The 16,327-nt window shown below is 73.0% G+C and carries 14 protein-coding genes; 9 read left to right on the forward strand and 5 right to left on the reverse strand.

Translation table 11 applies throughout. The features are described 5' to 3' along the window. Nucleotides 1-43 precede the first annotated feature (43 nt). Complete coding sequence (locus tag ACH4VO_RS15040; RefSeq protein ID WP_360986497.1) at nucleotides 44-418, forward strand: GntR family transcriptional regulator; 375 nt, start codon at nucleotides 44-46, stop codon at nucleotides 416-418. Nucleotides 419-482: 64 nt separating this feature from the next. Here ACH4VO_RS15040 and ACH4VO_RS15045 read toward each other — a convergent pair whose 3' ends face one another. Continuing rightward, entirely contained in the window at nucleotides 483-1,577 is a 1,095-nt protein-coding gene (locus tag ACH4VO_RS15045) for a DUF5925 domain-containing protein (protein ID WP_360986494.1), read from the reverse strand. A gap of 256 nt (nucleotides 1,578-1,833) precedes the next feature. Here ACH4VO_RS15045 and ACH4VO_RS15050 point away from each other — a divergent pair, with 256 nt between their 5' ends. Beyond that, nucleotides 1,834-2,643 (forward strand): SGNH/GDSL hydrolase family protein, encoded by an 810-nt coding sequence (locus ACH4VO_RS15050; protein ID WP_360986491.1) that lies wholly within the window; start codon nucleotides 1,834-1,836, stop codon nucleotides 2,641-2,643. 353 nt (nucleotides 2,644-2,996) lie between these two features. Then, a complete protein-coding gene (locus tag ACH4VO_RS15055; protein ID WP_360986488.1) occupies nucleotides 2,997-3,260 on the forward strand; it encodes a hypothetical protein in 264 nt (87 codons plus the stop codon). A gap of 286 nt (nucleotides 3,261-3,546) precedes the next feature. On the opposite strand, the gene ACH4VO_RS15060 is transcribed toward ACH4VO_RS15055, so the two are convergent. Beyond that, on the reverse strand, nucleotides 3,547-4,323 hold the full coding sequence (locus ACH4VO_RS15060) for a GntR family transcriptional regulator (RefSeq protein WP_360986751.1): 777 nt from the start codon (nucleotides 4,321-4,323) through the stop codon (nucleotides 3,547-3,549). Nucleotides 4,324-4,367: 44 nt separating this feature from the next. Next, nucleotides 4,368-5,687, reverse strand: a complete 1,320-nt coding sequence (gene hmgA, locus ACH4VO_RS15065; RefSeq protein ID WP_360986485.1) for a homogentisate 1,2-dioxygenase — start codon at nucleotides 5,685-5,687, stop codon at nucleotides 4,368-4,370. A 103-nt stretch (nucleotides 5,688-5,790) separates the two neighbouring features. Between hmgA and ACH4VO_RS15070 the strand changes: the two genes are divergently transcribed. From ACH4VO_RS15070 to ACH4VO_RS15095, 6 genes are all read left to right on the forward strand, one after another. Then, nucleotides 5,791-6,426 (forward strand): TetR/AcrR family transcriptional regulator, encoded by a 636-nt coding sequence (locus tag ACH4VO_RS15070; protein ID WP_360986482.1) that lies wholly within the window; start codon nucleotides 5,791-5,793, stop codon nucleotides 6,424-6,426. Between the two features lie 162 nt (nucleotides 6,427-6,588). Then, nucleotides 6,589-8,769 carry a molybdopterin oxidoreductase family protein gene (locus tag ACH4VO_RS15075; RefSeq protein WP_360986479.1) on the forward strand — a complete coding sequence of 727 codons (2,181 nt, stop codon included), beginning with the start codon at nucleotides 6,589-6,591 and terminating at the stop codon, nucleotides 8,767-8,769. Between the two features lie 121 nt (nucleotides 8,770-8,890). Next, nucleotides 8,891-10,357: a citrate:proton symporter gene (locus tag ACH4VO_RS15080; protein ID WP_360986476.1), complete on the forward strand. Its 1,467-nt coding sequence runs from the start codon at nucleotides 8,891-8,893 to the stop codon at nucleotides 10,355-10,357. Beyond that, nucleotides 10,354-11,643 carry an MFS transporter gene (locus ACH4VO_RS15085; protein WP_360986473.1) on the forward strand — a complete coding sequence of 430 codons (1,290 nt, stop codon included), beginning with the start codon at nucleotides 10,354-10,356 and terminating at the stop codon, nucleotides 11,641-11,643. The genes ACH4VO_RS15080 and ACH4VO_RS15085 overlap by 4 nt, the downstream gene beginning before the upstream one ends. Nucleotides 11,644-11,948: 305 nt before the next feature. After that, nucleotides 11,949-13,343, forward strand: coding sequence for an aldehyde dehydrogenase family protein (locus tag ACH4VO_RS15090; protein WP_360986470.1), 1,395 nt, complete (start codon nucleotides 11,949-11,951; stop codon nucleotides 13,341-13,343). A 65-nt stretch (nucleotides 13,344-13,408) separates the two neighbouring features. Continuing rightward, on the forward strand, nucleotides 13,409-14,503 hold the full coding sequence (locus ACH4VO_RS15095) for a zinc-binding dehydrogenase (protein ID WP_360986467.1): 1,095 nt from the start codon (nucleotides 13,409-13,411) through the stop codon (nucleotides 14,501-14,503). A gap of 63 nt (nucleotides 14,504-14,566) precedes the next feature. On the opposite strand, the gene ACH4VO_RS15100 is transcribed toward ACH4VO_RS15095, so the two are convergent. Further along, a complete protein-coding gene (locus tag ACH4VO_RS15100; protein ID WP_360986464.1) occupies nucleotides 14,567-15,544 on the reverse strand; it encodes a DMT family transporter in 978 nt (325 codons plus the stop codon). 44 nt (nucleotides 15,545-15,588) lie between these two features. Further along, entirely contained in the window at nucleotides 15,589-16,317 is a 729-nt protein-coding gene (locus tag ACH4VO_RS15105; RefSeq protein ID WP_360986461.1) for a winged helix-turn-helix domain-containing protein, read from the reverse strand. Nucleotides 16,318-16,327: the final 10 nt, after the last annotated feature.

The raw sequence follows: 16,327 nt of genomic DNA on the forward strand, positions 1-16,327 counted from the left end.
GGCGGCCGCCTCCGAATTTCGCGTGATGGGAGAGAATCGGGCCGTGACCCTGACGATCACCGTTGACCCGGACTCCGCCACCGCTCCGTACGAACAGCTGCGTGCCCAGCTCTCCGCGCAGGCGCGCTCCGGTGCGCTGCCCGTCGGCTACCGGCTCCCGACCGTACGCGGCCTCGCCGGCGAGCTGGGCCTGGCCGCCAACACCGTCGCCAAGGCCTATCGCGCCCTGGAGGCCGACGGAGTGATCGAGACCCGGGGCCGCAACGGCACGTTCGTCGCGGCAGCCGGTGACGCCGCGGCCCGCAACGCGGCGGCCGCCGCCCAGGAGTACGCCGACCACGCCCGGCGGCTGGGCGTCTCCCGCGCCGACGCGCTCGCCCTGGCCGAGGACGCGGTGCGCGCGGCGTACGCGCGGTAGTCCTCCGCCTCCCACTCGTGTCCTGGGCCGTCCGTGATCCGCTGTGCCCGGGCGCACCTCCCTTTCAGAGATACAGCCCCGCGTCCGCCCCCGCGTCCTGCTTCGGCACGGAGGCCGGCCCGCTGCCCCGGCGCAGTGCGTACAGCTCCGCGAGGGTCGCGCCCTCCCGGCCGATGCCCTCCTCGGTGCCCAGCCAGGACACCGACTCGGCGCGGGTCAGCGAGCCCACCTCGATCCGGGCGAGGCAGCGGCCGGGCCTGACGACCGCCGGGTGCAGCCGCTCCAGGTCCTCGTTCGTCGTCACACCCACCAGCACCTTGCGGCCCTGGCCCAGCAGTCCGTCCGTCAGATTCAGCAGCCGGGACAGTGCCTGACCGGCCGTGTGCTTGGCCTCACCGCGGATCAGTTCGTCGCAGTCCTCCAGGAGCAGCAGCCGCCACCGTCCCTTCGCGGAGCTGTCGTCCTCGCCGATGGCGATGTCCATCAGGTAGCCGACGTCGTTGAAGAGCTGCTCCGGGTCGAGTACGCAGTCGACCTGGCACCAGTCGCGCCAGGACCGGGCGAGCGTGCGCAGGGCGGAGGTCTTGCCGGTGCCCGGAGGGCCGTGCAGCAGGAGCAGCCGGCCCGCGATGTCGTCGGGGGTCACCTTCATCAGCCGGCCCAGGGCTTCGGCGACCGGAGCGGTGTAGTTGGCGCGGATCTCGTCCCACGTCCCGGCGGCGATCTGCCGGGTGGTGCGGTGGGGACCGCGGCGCGGGGAGACGTACCAGAAGCCCATCGTCACGTTCTCGGGCTGCGGTTCCGGTTCGTCCTGCGCGCCGTCGGTCGCCTGGGCCAGTACCTTCTCCGCCAGTTCGGCGCTGGTGGCGGTGACGGTGACGTCGGCCCCGCGGTTCCACCGTGAGACGAGCAGCGTCCATCCGTCGCCCTCGGCGAGGGTGGCACTGCGGTCGCCGTCACGGGCCGCCCGCAGCACCGTGGCCGCCGGTGGCAGCAGGGGCGCCCCCGACCGCACCCGGTCGAGGGAGGAACTGTGCGAGTAGGGCTGCTCGCCCGTCGTGAAGCGGCCGAGGAACAGTGCGTCCACGACGTCGGACGGCGAATCGCCGTCGTCGACGGTGAGCCGGATCGGGAGAGCGGACTCGGGGTTGGCAGACATGGCGCCCATGATCCGGCACGGCGGCAGCCCGCGCACGCAGGATTCCCGTGCACCTCGGTGTCACGAGCCGTGCCGCGACGGTCGCCTGGCGGGCGAGGGTTCCTTTTTCCCTTCTGTGCCCATAGGGCAAGCAATCTGACATGGCAGCAAGTCGCCATATCGGAAACTTCGTTGGACGTTCTTGGCATGAACACTTCCGGAAACCGCGTCGGTGGGCTACCACGGAGTAGGCAGAAATCCTGCCCAAGGAGGTCCCATGAAAATGTCCAGACTCGTGGCGTTCTCGTCCTCGCTCTTTCTCGGCGTCGCACTCGCCCTGACCGGCGCGAGTGTCGCCAGTGCCGGCGAATCCGTTCAGGGCGTCGACTACGTGGCGCTCGGCGACTCGTACTCCTCCGGCGTCGGAGCCGGCAGCTACGACACCGCGAGCGGTGGCTGCAAGCGCAGCACCCGCGCCTATCCGGTCCTCTGGAAGGCGGCCAACGCCCCGTCCTCGTTCGCCTTCACCGCGTGCTCGGGGGCCGTCACGAGCGACGTCACGGCCGGTCAGCTCGGTCCGCTCAACTCCTCGACCGATCTCGTGTCGATCTCCATCGGCGGCAACGACGCGGGCTTCGCCGACGTCATGACCACCTGTGTCCTCCAGTCCGAGTCCACCTGTCTGAGCCGGATAGCCACCGCCCGCGCCTATGTCGACTCCACCCTGCCCGGCAGGCTGGACTCGGTGTACTCCGCGATCAGCGCCAAGGCGCCTGCCGCCCGCGTCGTCGTCCTCGGCTACCCCCGCTTCTACCAGCTCGGCGGAAGCTGCATCGCCGGACTGAGCGAGACGGAACGGGCCGCCATCAACAGCGCCTCCGACTACCTCAACGCGGCCACCGCCAAGCGGGCCGCCGACCACGGCTTCGCCTTCGGCGACGTCACCCAGACCTTCACCGGGCACGAGATCTGCTCGGGCAGCGCATGGCTGCACAGCGTCAACTGGCTGAACATCGGCGAGTCGTACCACCCCACCGCGGCCGGGCAGTCGGGCGGCTATCTGCCGGTCTTCTCCTCCAAAGCCTGACCGTAGGCCTCCGCACCTCCCCGTTCCTGCCCGCAGCGCGTCCGGGCGCGTCTACGCGCGTCGCCACAGGGTCCGCGCCCGGCGTGCCCCGCCCGGAACGGCCTCCGGGGAGGAGCCTCTCGGCAAGGGGGCTCCTCCCCGGACCCGGCGTACGTCCAAGGCGTGCGCCGGCGTCGAGGCGGGGGAGCCCGCCCGTCCCGCCCAACGGGCCCTGGAACCGGTCGGGTTCGGTAACGGACCGTCAACCTCCGTGCACGTGTGTGCAATCCTGCGGCCGGGATACACGAGTGTCAGCGCGGGACGATAGGGTTAACCTGCCCGGGCCGGGTGCCCTCGTACGGGTGGGGAGTGACATGGAACAGATAACGATGCGCAGCAGGCCTCGTGTGCCTGCCATTACATGCGGGAGCAGTGCGACCAGTTCGCGGCTCGACCGCCATCTCGCAGTGCTGGGCGGCCCCGCCGTTCCGCAGCGGGAGTCCGCGGAAGCGACGCTGCTGTTGCTCGAGCTCACCGCACGCGACGCCGCGCACAGCCGCAGGAGCAGGAGCGCGCGTGTCTCGCTCTTCGCCCCGCTGCGACGGCTGCGGCGCTCGCTCTTCGGCAGCCGCCACTGACCGACGGCTGTCAGCACAGGTCCGGCCCGCCGCTCGGCGCCGGACCAGCGATCACTCCGTCCCGGCGCAGTGCTGCTGTCTGCTCGCCCGTCATCCCCAGGGCACGCAGCGTTGCGTCGGTGTGTTCCCCCAGCGCACTCCCAGGCCCCGGCCGGCACGGGCGTCCGCCACCCAGGGCATCGTAACGACGCCGTGCGGCGTGCGCCGAGGGGTGGAGCGGCTCCCTGCGCGCCCTGCCGCGCGAGGGGGCCTGTCCGCGCGCCCCGTCCCCTGGGCGGGTCGTCCGTCAGTGCGCGTCCACCGTCACGGAGAAGGCGAAGCGGTCCCCCCGGTAGCGGATGCGCGCCACGTCGACGACCCTGCCCTCCTCGTCGTACGTCACTCCGGTGTAGTGCAGGATCGGGCTGAGCAGGGGGACCTGGAGAAGCTCCGCCGTGGCCGGATCGGCGAGGCGGGCCTCGACGGTGTCCGTGATCCGGGAGATCCGTATCCCGACGGCGTCCCGCAGCACCTTCGTCATCGGCCAGCGTTCGAGGTCGGCGACGTCCAGGCGCGCCGCGGTCTCCGGCCGCACGGCGTTCTCCGCCCAGTTGGTGGGCTCCCCGGTGCTCTCGTCGCGGCGCAGCCGCCGGTAGCTGACCACCTCGGGGCAGTCCGGGAAGAACTCGGCGAGCTCCCCCGGCACGGGGGCCGGACCGTGGCCGAGCACGGTCGTCAGTTCGCCCGACTGCTGGGCGACGATCGCGTCGATCGACCCCAGCAGCCGGACCGGCGACACCCGCCGGGCGCGCGGTTCGATGAACGTGCCGCGCCTGCGGTGCCTGCTGATCAGGCCCTCCGTCTCCAGCTCCTTGAGTGCCTGGCGCATGGTGAGGACGCTGACGCCGTAGTGCACGGCGAGCTGCTGCTCGGTGGGCAGCCGCGGCGAGGCGTCCTGCGGGCGGCCCAGTATGGAGGCCCGCAGCGACTGCGAGACCTGGTACCACAGCGGCAGTTTGCGGTTGAGCACCAGGGAGTCGGGGGCGAAGGCGGGCGTACGACTCACCTCGTTCACCTGGTCCATCCCGTCCACCCGGTCTTCCTGCGCTGTGGGCCGGCCGCGCGGTGTCACGCCCGGAAGGTGCGGCTCAGAGCCTGCCACACGTCGTCGTACCCACGCTGCAGGTGGCCGGCGGTGGCGGCCTGGGCCGTCGCCGTGACCGGCCAGCGGGTCTCGAACATGAACGCGAGGCCGTCGTCGATCTTCTGCGGCTCCAGTTCCGCCGCGCTGGCCCGCTCGAAGGTCTCACGGTCCGGTCCGTGCGCCGACATCATGTTGTGGAGCGAACCACCGCCCGGGACGAAGCCGCCCGCCTTGGCGTCGTACGCGCCCTCGATCAGGCCCATGTACTCGCTCATCACATTGCGGTGGAAGTACGGCGGGCGGAAGGTGTCCTCACCGACGAGCCAGCGCGGGGCGAAGACGACGAAGTCGACCCCGGCCAGTCCTGGGGTGTCGGAAGGCGAGGTGAGGACGGTGAAGATCGACGGGTCTGGGTGGTCGTAGCTGATGGTGCCGATGACGTTGAAGCGGCGCAGGTCGTAGACGTACGGCGTGTGGTTGCCGTGCCAGGCGACGACGTCGAGCGGCGAGTGGCCGTACGTCGCCGACCAGAGGTTGCCGCAGAACTTGTTGACGACCTCGACCGGCCCCTCGCGATCCTCGAACGCGGCGACGGGAGCCAGGAAGTCCCGTGCGTTGGCCAGGCCGTTGGCGCCGATGGGACCCAGGTCGGGAAGGACGAACGGCTGCCCGTAGTTCTCGCAGACATAGCCGCGGGCGGTGGGGTCCAGCAGCTCCACACGGAAGCGGACCCCCCGGGGGATCAGTGCCACATGGCCCGGTTCGGCCCGCAGCAGGCCGAGTTCCGTACGCAGCAGCAGGCCGCCGTGCTGGGGCACGATCAGCAGTTCCCCGTCGGAGTCGCTGAACACCCGGTCCGTCATGGAGGTGTTGGCGTGGTAGAGGTGCACGGCCATGCCGCTGCGCCGGGTGGCGTCGCCGTTGCCCCCCAGCGTCCACAGGCCCGCGAGGAAGTCCGTCCCTGCCGGGGCCTCGGGCAGCGGGTCCCAGCGCAACCGGTTCGGGTCGGGGACCGTCTCGGTGAACGGGGCGGTGCGCAGGGTGCCGTTGTCGATGCGGACGAAGGCGGGGTGGGCAGCGGAGGGGCGGATCCGGTAGAGCCACGAGCGGCGGTTGCGGGCGCGGGGCTCGGTGAAGGCGGAGCCGCTCAGCTGCTCCGCGTACAGCCCGAGGGGCGCGCGCTGGGGGGAGTTGCGGCCGCGCGGCAAGGCACCCGGCACCGCCTCCGAGCTGTGCTCGTTGCCGAAACCGGCGGAGTGGTCGAGCCCCTCCGCCGTCTTCCTCGCCTGCTCGATGCCGCTCATCCCGCGCTCCCGGTGGAAGGGGGACCCCGCGGGTCCCCTGACGAAGAATCCTATGGGTAACCGTAGGAATGGAAACGCGGCTCGTCAACGGCATACGGGCATCATGGGGACCGTGTCCCATGTGCATACGAACCTCAGGCGCGTCCCCGTACAGCAGCGCAGCGCCGAACGCCTCGCCCGGATACTCGACGCGGGGGCCGGCCTCCTGGACGAGACCGGCTACGAGCAGCTCTCCACCCGGGCGGTGGCCGACCGGGCCGGGGTGCCGATCGGCTCCGTCTACCGGTTCTTCCCCAACAAGCGGGCGCTGGTCGACGCCTTGGCGGCCCGCAACCTCGACCTCTACGCGGAGCGTGTCGTCGCCCGGCTCGCGGCCGTCCCACACCATGAGTGGCGCGCGGCCATCGACGCCGTACTCGACGAGTACCTGGCGATGAAGCGCTCGGTCCCCGGCTTCACCCTCGTCGCCTTCGGCCCTCCCGCCCCCGTCGCCGGCCCGCTCGACGAGTCCAACCAGCGGGTCGCGGCCCGCCTGACGGAGCTGCTCGCGGGCCACCTCGGCCAGGCGCACGCGGGGCCCGTGGCCGACGCCGGCCTCCTGCGGACGGTGCTGGTCTGCGTGCAGGCCGCCGACGCGCTGCTCCAACTCGCCTTCCGCGGCGCCCCGTCGGGCGACCCGGACCTGATCGCGGAGACCCGGGTCCTGCTGGAGGCCTATCTGGCCCGGACACTCGAATGAGGCGGCCCCGGCCGGCCGGATCCGGTGGCGCCACCACCTCGCCACCATCCGTACCGGTCGGTATGCTCGGTCGCGCGGAGAGCGGAGGCCGCGCCCGCCGCGCGGGCCGGGGCCCGTCCCCCGCCTGTCCGCGCGCCACCGCTGCCGCCCCCGGGAGGGCCCATGTCCGGCGATACCCGCACCGCCCTGCGCGTCTGCCCGCTCTGCGAGGCCACCTGCGGACTCACCCTCACCATCGAGGGCACGACCGTCACCGGCGCCCGCGGCGACCGGGACGACGTCCTCAGCCGCGGCTTCATCTGCCCCAAGGGGGCCGCCTTCGGAGCGCTCGACGCCGACCCCGACCGGCTGCGCACCCCGCTCGTGCGCACCGACGGCGTGCTGCGCGAGGCGACCTGGAACGAGGCCTTCGACGCGATCGCCGCGCGCATCCCGGGCCTCACCGAGATGTACGGCAGCCAGTCGGTCGGCGTCTACCTGGGCAACCCCAACGTCCACACGACGGCAGGCGCGCTCTACCCGCCGGTGCTGCTGTCCGCGCTCGGCACCCGCAACGTCTTCACCGCGAGCACACTGGACCAGATGCCCAAGCACGTCTCCAGCGGGCTCCTCTTCGGGGACGCCCACGCCATCCCCGTACCCGACCTGGACCGCACCGGGCACCTCCTGCTGATCGGCGCCAACCCGCTGGAATCCAACGGCAGTCTCTGCACCGCCCCCGACTTCCCCGGCAAGCTCAAGGCGCTGCGCCGACGTGGCGGCACCCTCACCGTCATCGACCCGCGCCGCACCCGCACCGCACGCCTCGCCGACCGGCACGTCCCGATCCGGCCCGGCACCGACGCCCTGCTGCTCGCCGCGCTCACCCAGGTCCTCGTCGAGGAGAAACTCACCGACCCCGGCGCGCTGACCGGCCACCTCGACGGCTACGACCAACTCGCGGAAGCCATCGCCGACTTCACCCCCGAGGCCGTGGCCGCCGCCTGCGACGTGGAGCCCGAGGCCGTCCGCGCGATCGCCCGCGAACTCGCCGCCGCCCCCGCGGCGGCCGTCTACGGGCGCATCGGCAGCTGCACCGTCGAACACGGCACCCTGGCCAGCTGGCTCGTCGACGTACTCAACATCCTCACCGGCAACCTCGACCGGCCGGGCGGCGCGCTCTTCCCGCTCTCCGCCACCGCACGCGCCCCCCGCACCGCGGGCCCCGGCAAGGGCTTCGCCCTGGGACGCTGGCGCAGCCGCGTCTCCGGGCACCCCGAGGCGAAGGGTGAACTGCCCGCCGCCGCGCTCGCCGAGGAGATCGAGACCCCGGGGGAGGGGCGGATCCGCGCCCTGATCGTCATCGCGGGCAACCCGGTGCTCTCCGCCCCGGACGGCGACCGGCTCGACCGGGCGCTCGCCGACGGCCTCGACTTCATGGTCAGCGTCGACCCGTACCTCAACGAGACCTCACGCCACGCGGACGTCGTACTGCCTCCGCCGCCGCCCTCGCAGAGCGCCCACTTCGACTTCGCGTTCAACTCCTTCGCCGTCCACAACCAGGTCCGCTACAGCCGTCCCGCCGTGCCCCTGGAGGAGGGCCGGATGGACGAGAACGAGATCCTCGCCCGGCTGGTCCTCGCCGTCGGCCCGCGGCACGGCGCACCGCCCGAGTCCGTCGACGACCTGGTCATCGCCACCACGCTCGCCCGGGCCGGCGCACCGGAGTCGCTCGCCGCGGAACTGACCGGCCGCGACGGGGCCGAGCGGCGCCTCGACCTGATGCTGCGCCTCGGCCCGTACGGACTGACGCTGGAGCAGCTTCTGGAGCACCCGCACGGCATCGACCTCGGCCCGCTGAAGCCCCGCCTCCCGCAGCTGCTGAAGACCCGCAGCGGCCGCGTCGAACTGTTCCCCGCACCCGTCGCCGCCGATCTGCCCCGGCTGCGGGCCGCCCTCGACGCGCGCCCCACCGGTCTCGTCCTCGTCGGCCGCCGCCATCTGCGGTCCAACAACAGCTGGATGCACAACGTCGCCCCGCTGCGCGGGGGTTCCAACGTCTGCACCCTGCAGATCCACCCCGACGACGCGGCCCGCCTCGGTCTCGCCGACAGCGACACGGCCCGCGTCACGGCGGCCGGCGGCGAGGTCGAGGCGCCCGCCGAGATCACCGACGCGGTACGCCCCGGGGTCGTGAGCCTGCCGCACGGCTGGGGACACAGCCGTCCCGGCACCCGTACGACCGTCGCCGGGAAGGACCCGGGGGTCAACGTGAACCAGCTGCTGTCCGGCGCCCTCCTGGACCCCCTCTCCGGCACCGCCGTGCTCAACGCCGTCCCCGTCTCCGTATCGCCAACTCGCTGACCTGGGGTTTTGCTCGTATTGCTCACACGTCAACATCTTGTTAACACCTCTGAGAGGCCCCTAACGTCATCCGAACCGCCGAGTCCGGTGAGAGTTCAAAGGTGAACGTTAGGTATCCCACATGCTGACCATCCTCGGATTTGCCATGATCGCGACCTTCCTGGTCCTGATCATGATGAAGAAGATGTCGCCGATCGCGGCGCTGGTTCTGATCCCCGCCCTCTTCTGCGTAGCCGTCGGGCAGGGCGCGAAGCTCGGCGACTACGTCATCGAAGGCGTCGGCAACCTCGCGCCGACGGCGGCGATGCTGATGTTCGCCATCGTCTACTTCGGGGTGATGATCGACGTCGGGCTCTTCGACCCGATCGTCCGCGGCATCCTGCGCTTCTGCAAGGCCGACCCGATGCGGATCGTCGTCGGTACGGCCCTGCTCGCCGCGATCGTCTCGCTGGACGGCGACGGCTCCACCACCTTCATGATCACCGTCTCGGCCATGTATCCGCTCTACAAGCGGCTGAAGATGAGCCTGGTCGTGATGACGGGCGTCGCGGCCACGGCGAACGGTGTCATGAACACCTTGCCCTGGGGCGGTCCCACCGCCCGCGCCGCCACCGCGCTCCACGTGGACGCGGCCGACATCTTCGTGCCGATGATCCCGGCCCTCGCCGTCGGACTGCTCGCCGTCATCCTGCTGGCCTGCGTCCTGGGCCGCCGCGAACGCAGGCGGCTCGGCACGCTCACCCTCGACGACGTGCTCGTGACCGAGTCCGAGACCGTGCTCGTCGGCGCGGGCGGCGGGAAGGCACCCGCGCGCGGGACCGGCTCCTCCCTCGGCGCGGCGTCCGTGGGGTCCTCCACCGGGGGAGCGTCCGGCGAGGACGGTCAGCCGGCGGAGAGCGGGAAGAACGGCGCGGACGGGGAGGGCACGGACACCGACGAGGAGTTCAAGGGGCTCGACCCGAACAGGGCCACGCTGCGTCCGAGGCTCTACTGGTTCAACGCCGGCCTCACCCTCGCCCTCCTGACGGCCATGATCCTGGAACTCATGCCGATCCCGGTGCTCTTCCTGATCGGCGCGGCCCTCGCCCTCACCGTCAACTTCCCCCACATGCCCGACCAGCGGGCCCGCATCGCGGCCCACGCCGACAACGTCCTCAACGTCTCCGGCATGGTCTTCGCCGCCGCCGTCTTCACCGGCGTCCTCACCGGCACCGGCATGGTGGAGCACATGGCCGACTGGGTCGTCGGCGCAGTCCCCGACGCCATGGGCCCGCACATGGCGCTCGTCACCGGCCTGCTGAGCCTGCCCCTCACCTACTTCATGTCCAACGACGGCTTCTACTTCGGAGTCCTGCCCGTCCTCGCCGAGGCCGGCGCCGCCCACGGGGTCTCCCCCCTGGCGATCGCCCGCGCCTCCCTCGTGGGACAGCCGCTGCACATGTCGTCCCCGCTCGTGCCGGCCGTGTACGTCCTGGTCGGCATGGCCAAGGTCGAGTTCGGCGACCACACCCGGTTCACCGTCAAGTGGGCCGTGCTCACCTCGCTGGTGGTCCTCGGCGCCGGAATCCTCTTCGGCACCCTCGGATGACACCCCGGGATCCACGGCCCGGCAGGGGCTGGCTGCTGCGCCTCGTCATCGCCTTCGCCTTCGCGCAGGCGGCGGTGTCGATGGCGCGGCCCGCCGTCTCCTACCGGGCCCTCTCCCTGGGCGCCGACGAGCGGGCGATCGGCGTCATCGCAGGGGTGTACGCGCTGCTGCCGCTCCTCGCCGCCGTACCCCTCGGCCGGCGGACCGACCACGGCCGCTGCGCACCCCTGCTGCCCGCCGGCGTCGTCCTGATCGCCGGGGGCTGCGCGCTCGGCGGCGGCTCGGACTCGCTCACCGCGCTGGCGGCGTGGAGCGGGGTCATGGGCCTGGGCCATCTCTGCTTCGTGATCGGCGCCCAGTCCCTGGTCGCCCGGCAGTCGGCACCCGCCGACCAGGACCGCAATTTCGGCCACTTCACCATCGGCGCCTCCCTCGGCCAGCTCATCGGCCCGATCGCCGCCGGGTACCTCGTCTCCGGACGGGACGGCGCGATGGCCCGTACGAGCGCCCTCGCCCTGCTCGTCTCGGCGGTCGTCGCCGCCGTCTCCCTCGCCGCTCTGTGGCGCGTCGAGCACCGCACGGCCCGCGGCTCCCGCGCGCCGGCGGCGCCGAAGGTCCCGGTGGGCCGCATCCTGCGGAGCCGCGGCGTACCGGCGGGCATCTTCGTCAGCCTCGCCGTGCTGTCCGCCACCGACGTCCTGACCGCCTATCTGCCGGTCGTCGGCGAACACCGCGGCATCGCGCCCGCCACGGTCGGACTCCTGCTCAGCCTGCGGGCCGCCGCCACCATCGCCTGCCGGGTGGCCATGACCCCGATGCTGCGCCTCCTCGGCCGTACGGCGCTGCTCACCTCGACGTGCCTGCTCGGGGGACTGCTCTGCGCGGCCGTCGCCCTGCCCGTACCGGTGTGGGGGCTCGCCCTGATCCTGGCCGTCCTGGGCTTCTGCCTGGGCGTCGGCCAGCCGCTGTCGATGACCACCGTCGTCCGGGCCGCCCCCGCCGGGGCCCGCTCCACCGCCCTCGCGCTCCGGCTCACCGGCAACCGCCTCGGCCAGGTCGCGGCCCCCGCTTCTGCGGGGCTGACCGCAGGGGTCGCTGGGCCCGCCGCGCCGTTCGTCATGCTGGGCGCGCTGCTCCTCGCGGCGGCGGGCCTGGGACTGCGCGGGGGTGGTGGGGCGGTGGACCGCGAGCCGGTCCCCGGCCACCCGCCCGTGCCCCGCGCCGAGCCGGGCCGGGAGGAGACGGCCGGGGAGGGGGCCGAGCGGGAGAGCGGCACCCCTTCCTGAGGCGAGCCGCGCGACGCGGTACCGGCGACCCGCCTGACGAGCGCCCCCGACGGAACCATGACGCCGGGCGTACTCCTGCGCGCGCCGGATCTGCTGCTTCCCGAGAGTTTCCCCGCCTCGGCGTGCGACTGCCGCGCGCAGCCGTGCGTGACCTGTGTCTCCAGCGGTTCCCTGGCGCCGGAAAACTAACAGCGCTAGTTTGGGCCGGAGCGGCATCCGTCCCGGACGCAGGACGCAGGACGCACGACGCAGACGCGGAACGCACGGCTTCGGCGGCAGGCACAGCGAGCCCGGAAGGGGCAGCCATGAAGGCGCATGACGGGATGTACATCGGCGGCGCGTGGCGGCCTGCGGCGGGCCAGGACACGATCGCGGTCGTGAACCCGGCGGACGAGCAGGTCATCGGCCACGTCCCCGCGGGCACCGCGCAGGACATCGACGACGCGGTACGCGCCGCGCGCGCCGCGTTCCCCGGCTGGGCCGCGACCCCGCCCGCCGAGCGCGCCGCGCGGATCGCCGCCCTGCGCGACGTGCTGGCCGCCCGCAGGGGCGAGATCGCCGAGACCGTCACGGCCGAGCTCGGTTCCCCACCCGGGCTGTCCCATGTCGTGCACGCGGGCGTTCCCGTCCTGGTCGCCGGTTCGTACGCCGAACTGGCCGCGACGTACGCGTTCGAGGAGAAGCTGGGCAACTCGACCGTCCTGCTGGAGCCCGTCGGCGTCGTCGGGGCGATCACCCCCTGGAACTACCCGCTCCATCAGATCGTCGCCAAGGTGGCCCCCGCGCTCGCCGCCGGCTGCACCGTCGTGCTCAAGCCCGCCGAGGACACCCCGCTCGTCGCCCAGCTCTTCGCCGAGGCCACCGCGGAGGCGGGCCTGCCGGCCGGCGTGTTCAACCTGGTGACCGGGCTGGGCCCGGTCGCCGGACAGGCCCTCGCCGAGCACGAGGACGTCGACCTGGTCTCCTTCACCGGTTCCACGGCGGTCGGCAGGCAGATCGGCGCCACGGCGGGCGCGGCCGTCAAGCGCGTGGCCCTGGAGCTCGGCGGGAAGTCCGCCAACGTGATCCTGCCCGGCGCCGACCTGGCCAGGGCGGTGAACGTCGGCGTGGCCAACGTGATGTCCAACTCCGGCCAGACATGCAGCGCGTGGACCCGGATGCTGGTCGACGCCGAACGGTACGAGGAGGCCGTTGCCCTCGCGGCGGCGGCCGTCGTCAAGTACGTCCCCGGGGAGCGGATCGGCCCCCTTGTCAATGCCAGGCAGCAGGCCCGGGTGCGGGGTTACATCGAGAAGGGCGTCGAGGAGGGCGCCCGCCTCGTCGCCGGGGGCCCCGAAGCGCCCATGGAACAGGGCTACTACGTGCGCCCCACCGTGTTCGCCGACGTGACGCCCGACATGACCGTCGCACGGGAGGAGATCTTCGGCCCGGTGCTCTCGATCCTGCGCTACGAGGACGTCGACGACGCCCTGCGGATCGCCAACGACACCGTGTACGGGCTGGCCGGAGCCGTCTGGGCGGCCGACGACGCGGAGGCCGTCGCCTTCGCCCGCCGCATGGACACCGGGCAGGTGGACATCAACGGCGGCCGCTTCAACCCCCTGGCGCCCTTCGGCGGCTACAAGCAGTCCGGGGTGGGGCGCGAACTCGGCCCGCACGGCCTGGCCGAGTACCTCCAGACCAAGTCACTCCAGTTCTGAGCCCTTCGGGTTCCCCGCCCCTCAGCCTTCCTGCTTCCTCCGATCCCTGACCGAGGAGTCTGTTCGTGGTCCGCGCCGCCGTACTGCCCGCCGTCGGAGCTCCCCTGGAGATCACCGACATCGAACTCCCGGAGCCAGGACCCGGCCAGGTGAGCATCGGACTCGCCGCCGCGGGTGTCTGCCACTCCGACCTGTCCCTGTCGAACGGCACCATGCGGCTGCCCGTTCCGGCCGTCCTCGGCCACGAGGGGGCCGGGACGGTGCTGGCCGTCGGCGAGGGCGTCACCCATGTCGCCGCGGGCGATCCCGTCGTCCTCAACTGGGCGCCGTCCTGCGGGAAGTGCTTCCACTGCGGGATCGGTGAGGTCTGGCTCTGCGTCGACGCGCTCAAGGGGGCCGGCACCATCCACGCCCGTACCGCCGACGGCACGGAGCTCCACCCCGGACTCAACGTGGCCGCCTTCGCGCAGGAGACCGTCGTCGCCGCCAACTGCGTGCTGCCGGCCCCGGCCGGCATCCCGCTGACCGACGCCGCCCTGCTCGGCTGCGCGGTGCTCACCGGATACGGGGCCGTGCACCACTCCGCCCGGGTCCGCGAGGGCGAGAGCGTCGTCGTCCTCGGGATCGGCGGGGTGGGCCTCGCCGTTCTGCAGTCGGCGCGCCTGGCGGGCGCCTCGCAGGTCATCGCCGTCGACGTGTCGCCCGAGAAGGAGGAGCTGGCCCGGCGCGCCGGCGCCACCGACTACGTCGTCGCCTCCGACAGCACCCCGCGCGCCGTCCGCAAGCTCACCGGCGGCCGGGGCGCGGACGTCGCCGTGGAGTGCGTGGGACGGCCCGCCACGATCCGCGGGGCGTGGGAGTCCACCCGCCGCGGCGGCCGCACGACCGTCGTCGGCATCGGCGGCAAGGACCAGCTGGTGAGCTTCAGCGCCCTGGAGATCTTCCACTGGGGCCGCTCGCTGACCGGATGCGTGTACGGCAACAGCGACCCCGCGCGTGATCTGCCCGTCCTGGCGGAACACATCCGCGCCGGCCGGTTCGACCTCTCCATGATGGTGACCGAACACATCACCCTGGAGGGCATCCCCGCGGCCTTCGACACCATGGTCGCGGGCCGCGGCGGCCGCGCGCTGGTGGTGTTCCCCGACGCCGCGGCCTGACCCCGCCCGTCCCTCCGCCCGCCCCGTGCGGCCGCCTCCCCGGCCGGCCGCACGGGAGGCGGCTCACCGCCCGGAGTCCGGCTCGGGGAGGGGCGTCACGGGTGCCGGCCCGCTGCCGGACAGCCCCTCGTCCCGACCGGTCCGGGCCCTGGTGCGCGAGACGGCGACACCGGCGAGGCAGAGCAGTCCGCCGCCGACCGTGAGCACCGCGGGCACCTCGTCGAGCAGCAGCCACGACATCAGGACCACCAGCGCCGGTACGGCGTACGTCGTCGCCCCCATCCGGCCCGCGGTGGTACGGGCCAGGGCGTAGGCCCAGGTGGTGAAGGCGAGCGCGGTCGGGAAGACGCCGAGATAGATCATGTTCAGCGTCGCGGAGGCGGGTGCGCCGGCCGCCTCGGAGACCAGCACCCCGGTGAACGGCAGGCAGGCGACCGTACCGGTCAGGCAGCCGAGCGTGGTGATCTGGAGCGGAGAGCCGTGCCGGAGCGCGGGCTTCTGGAGGACGACCCCGCCCGCGTACGACACCGCGGCCAGCAGGCAGAGCAGCACGCCGAGCACGGAGGAACTCCCGTGCCCGGACATCGAGAGGCCGACCACGACGGCCCCCGCGAACGAAACGGCCATGCCGGTCAGGAGCCGGCGCGGCAGGCCCTCCCCCAGCAGCCGGGCGCCCAGCAGGGCCATCAGGATCGGCCCGATGTTCACGATCATGGCGGCGGTGCCCGCGTCGACCTGCTGCTCACCCCAGTTGAGCACCACCATGTACAGCCCGAACCACAGCAGCCCGGACCCGATGACGCCCGGCCACGCCCCCTTCGCGGGCAGCCCCTCCCGGCGTACGAGGAGGATCGCGCCGAGCGTCAGCGTGCCCGCCAGCAGCCGGCCGAGGGCCAGCGCGCCGGGGGAGTAGGCCTCGCCCGCGCTGCGGATGGAGACAAAGGCGGAGGCCCACAGCACCACCGTGGTGGCGGCCGCCGCCGGGGCACGCCAGTCGCGGGCCGGCGGGGCGGTCGCCGGTGGGATCGGTGTCGTCGTCATGGTCACGACCGTAAGGCCGTCACGTGTCGGCACCCACCGAATTGTCAGGGACCGTCAAGCGTCGCCGGTTCGACGCCCAGGTACTCCGACAGCGCCCGTCGCCCCTCGGGCGTGGCCCGTACCGCGCGGCCCGAACCGATCCGCTCGCACCAGCCGGCGTCGAGCGCGTGGGTGCACAGGGCGGCTCCCGCGGCCCCCGCCAGGTGCGGCCGCCGTTCGGTCCAGTCCAGGCAGCCGCGTGCCAGGGGCCGCCGGGCCGCGGTGTCCAGGGGGACGCCGAGCGCGCCGAACCACCGCACCCCCTCGTCGGTGAGCGCGAAGCCGGTGTCCTGGCGCAGCAGGTTACGGGCGGTCATGGCGTCGGTGATCGTGATGCCGAGCCGTCCGGCGAGATGGTCGTAACAGGTGCGTCCCCGGGCCAGCGCGCTGCTCAGGCCCGCCGCGCGCAGGGTGGCGGGCCGCGCCTCGTCCGCCCCGGGGACGAGCTGGGCGGCGAGTTCCTCGACCAGCCGTGCCGTACGGGCGTCGGCGAGCCGCACATAGCGGTGGCGGCCCTGCCGCTCCTCGGCCAGCAAGCCGCCCGCGACCAGTTTCCCCAGGTGTTCGCTCGCCGTGGAGGGCGCCACCCCGGCGTGCCGGGCCAGCTCGCCCGCCGTCCAGGCGCGCCCGTCGAGCAGCGCGAGGCAGAAGGAGGCGCGGGTCTCGTCGGCGAGCAGTGCCGCGAGCGCGGCGAGGCGGGGCGCGGCCGGATCCCTCGGTGTCCTGCGTGTCATGCCGTCCAGG

The organism is Streptomyces sp. NPDC020780, from assembly GCF_044334475.1.
Taxonomy (GTDB): Bacteria; Actinomycetota; Actinomycetes; order Streptomycetales; family Streptomycetaceae; genus Streptomyces.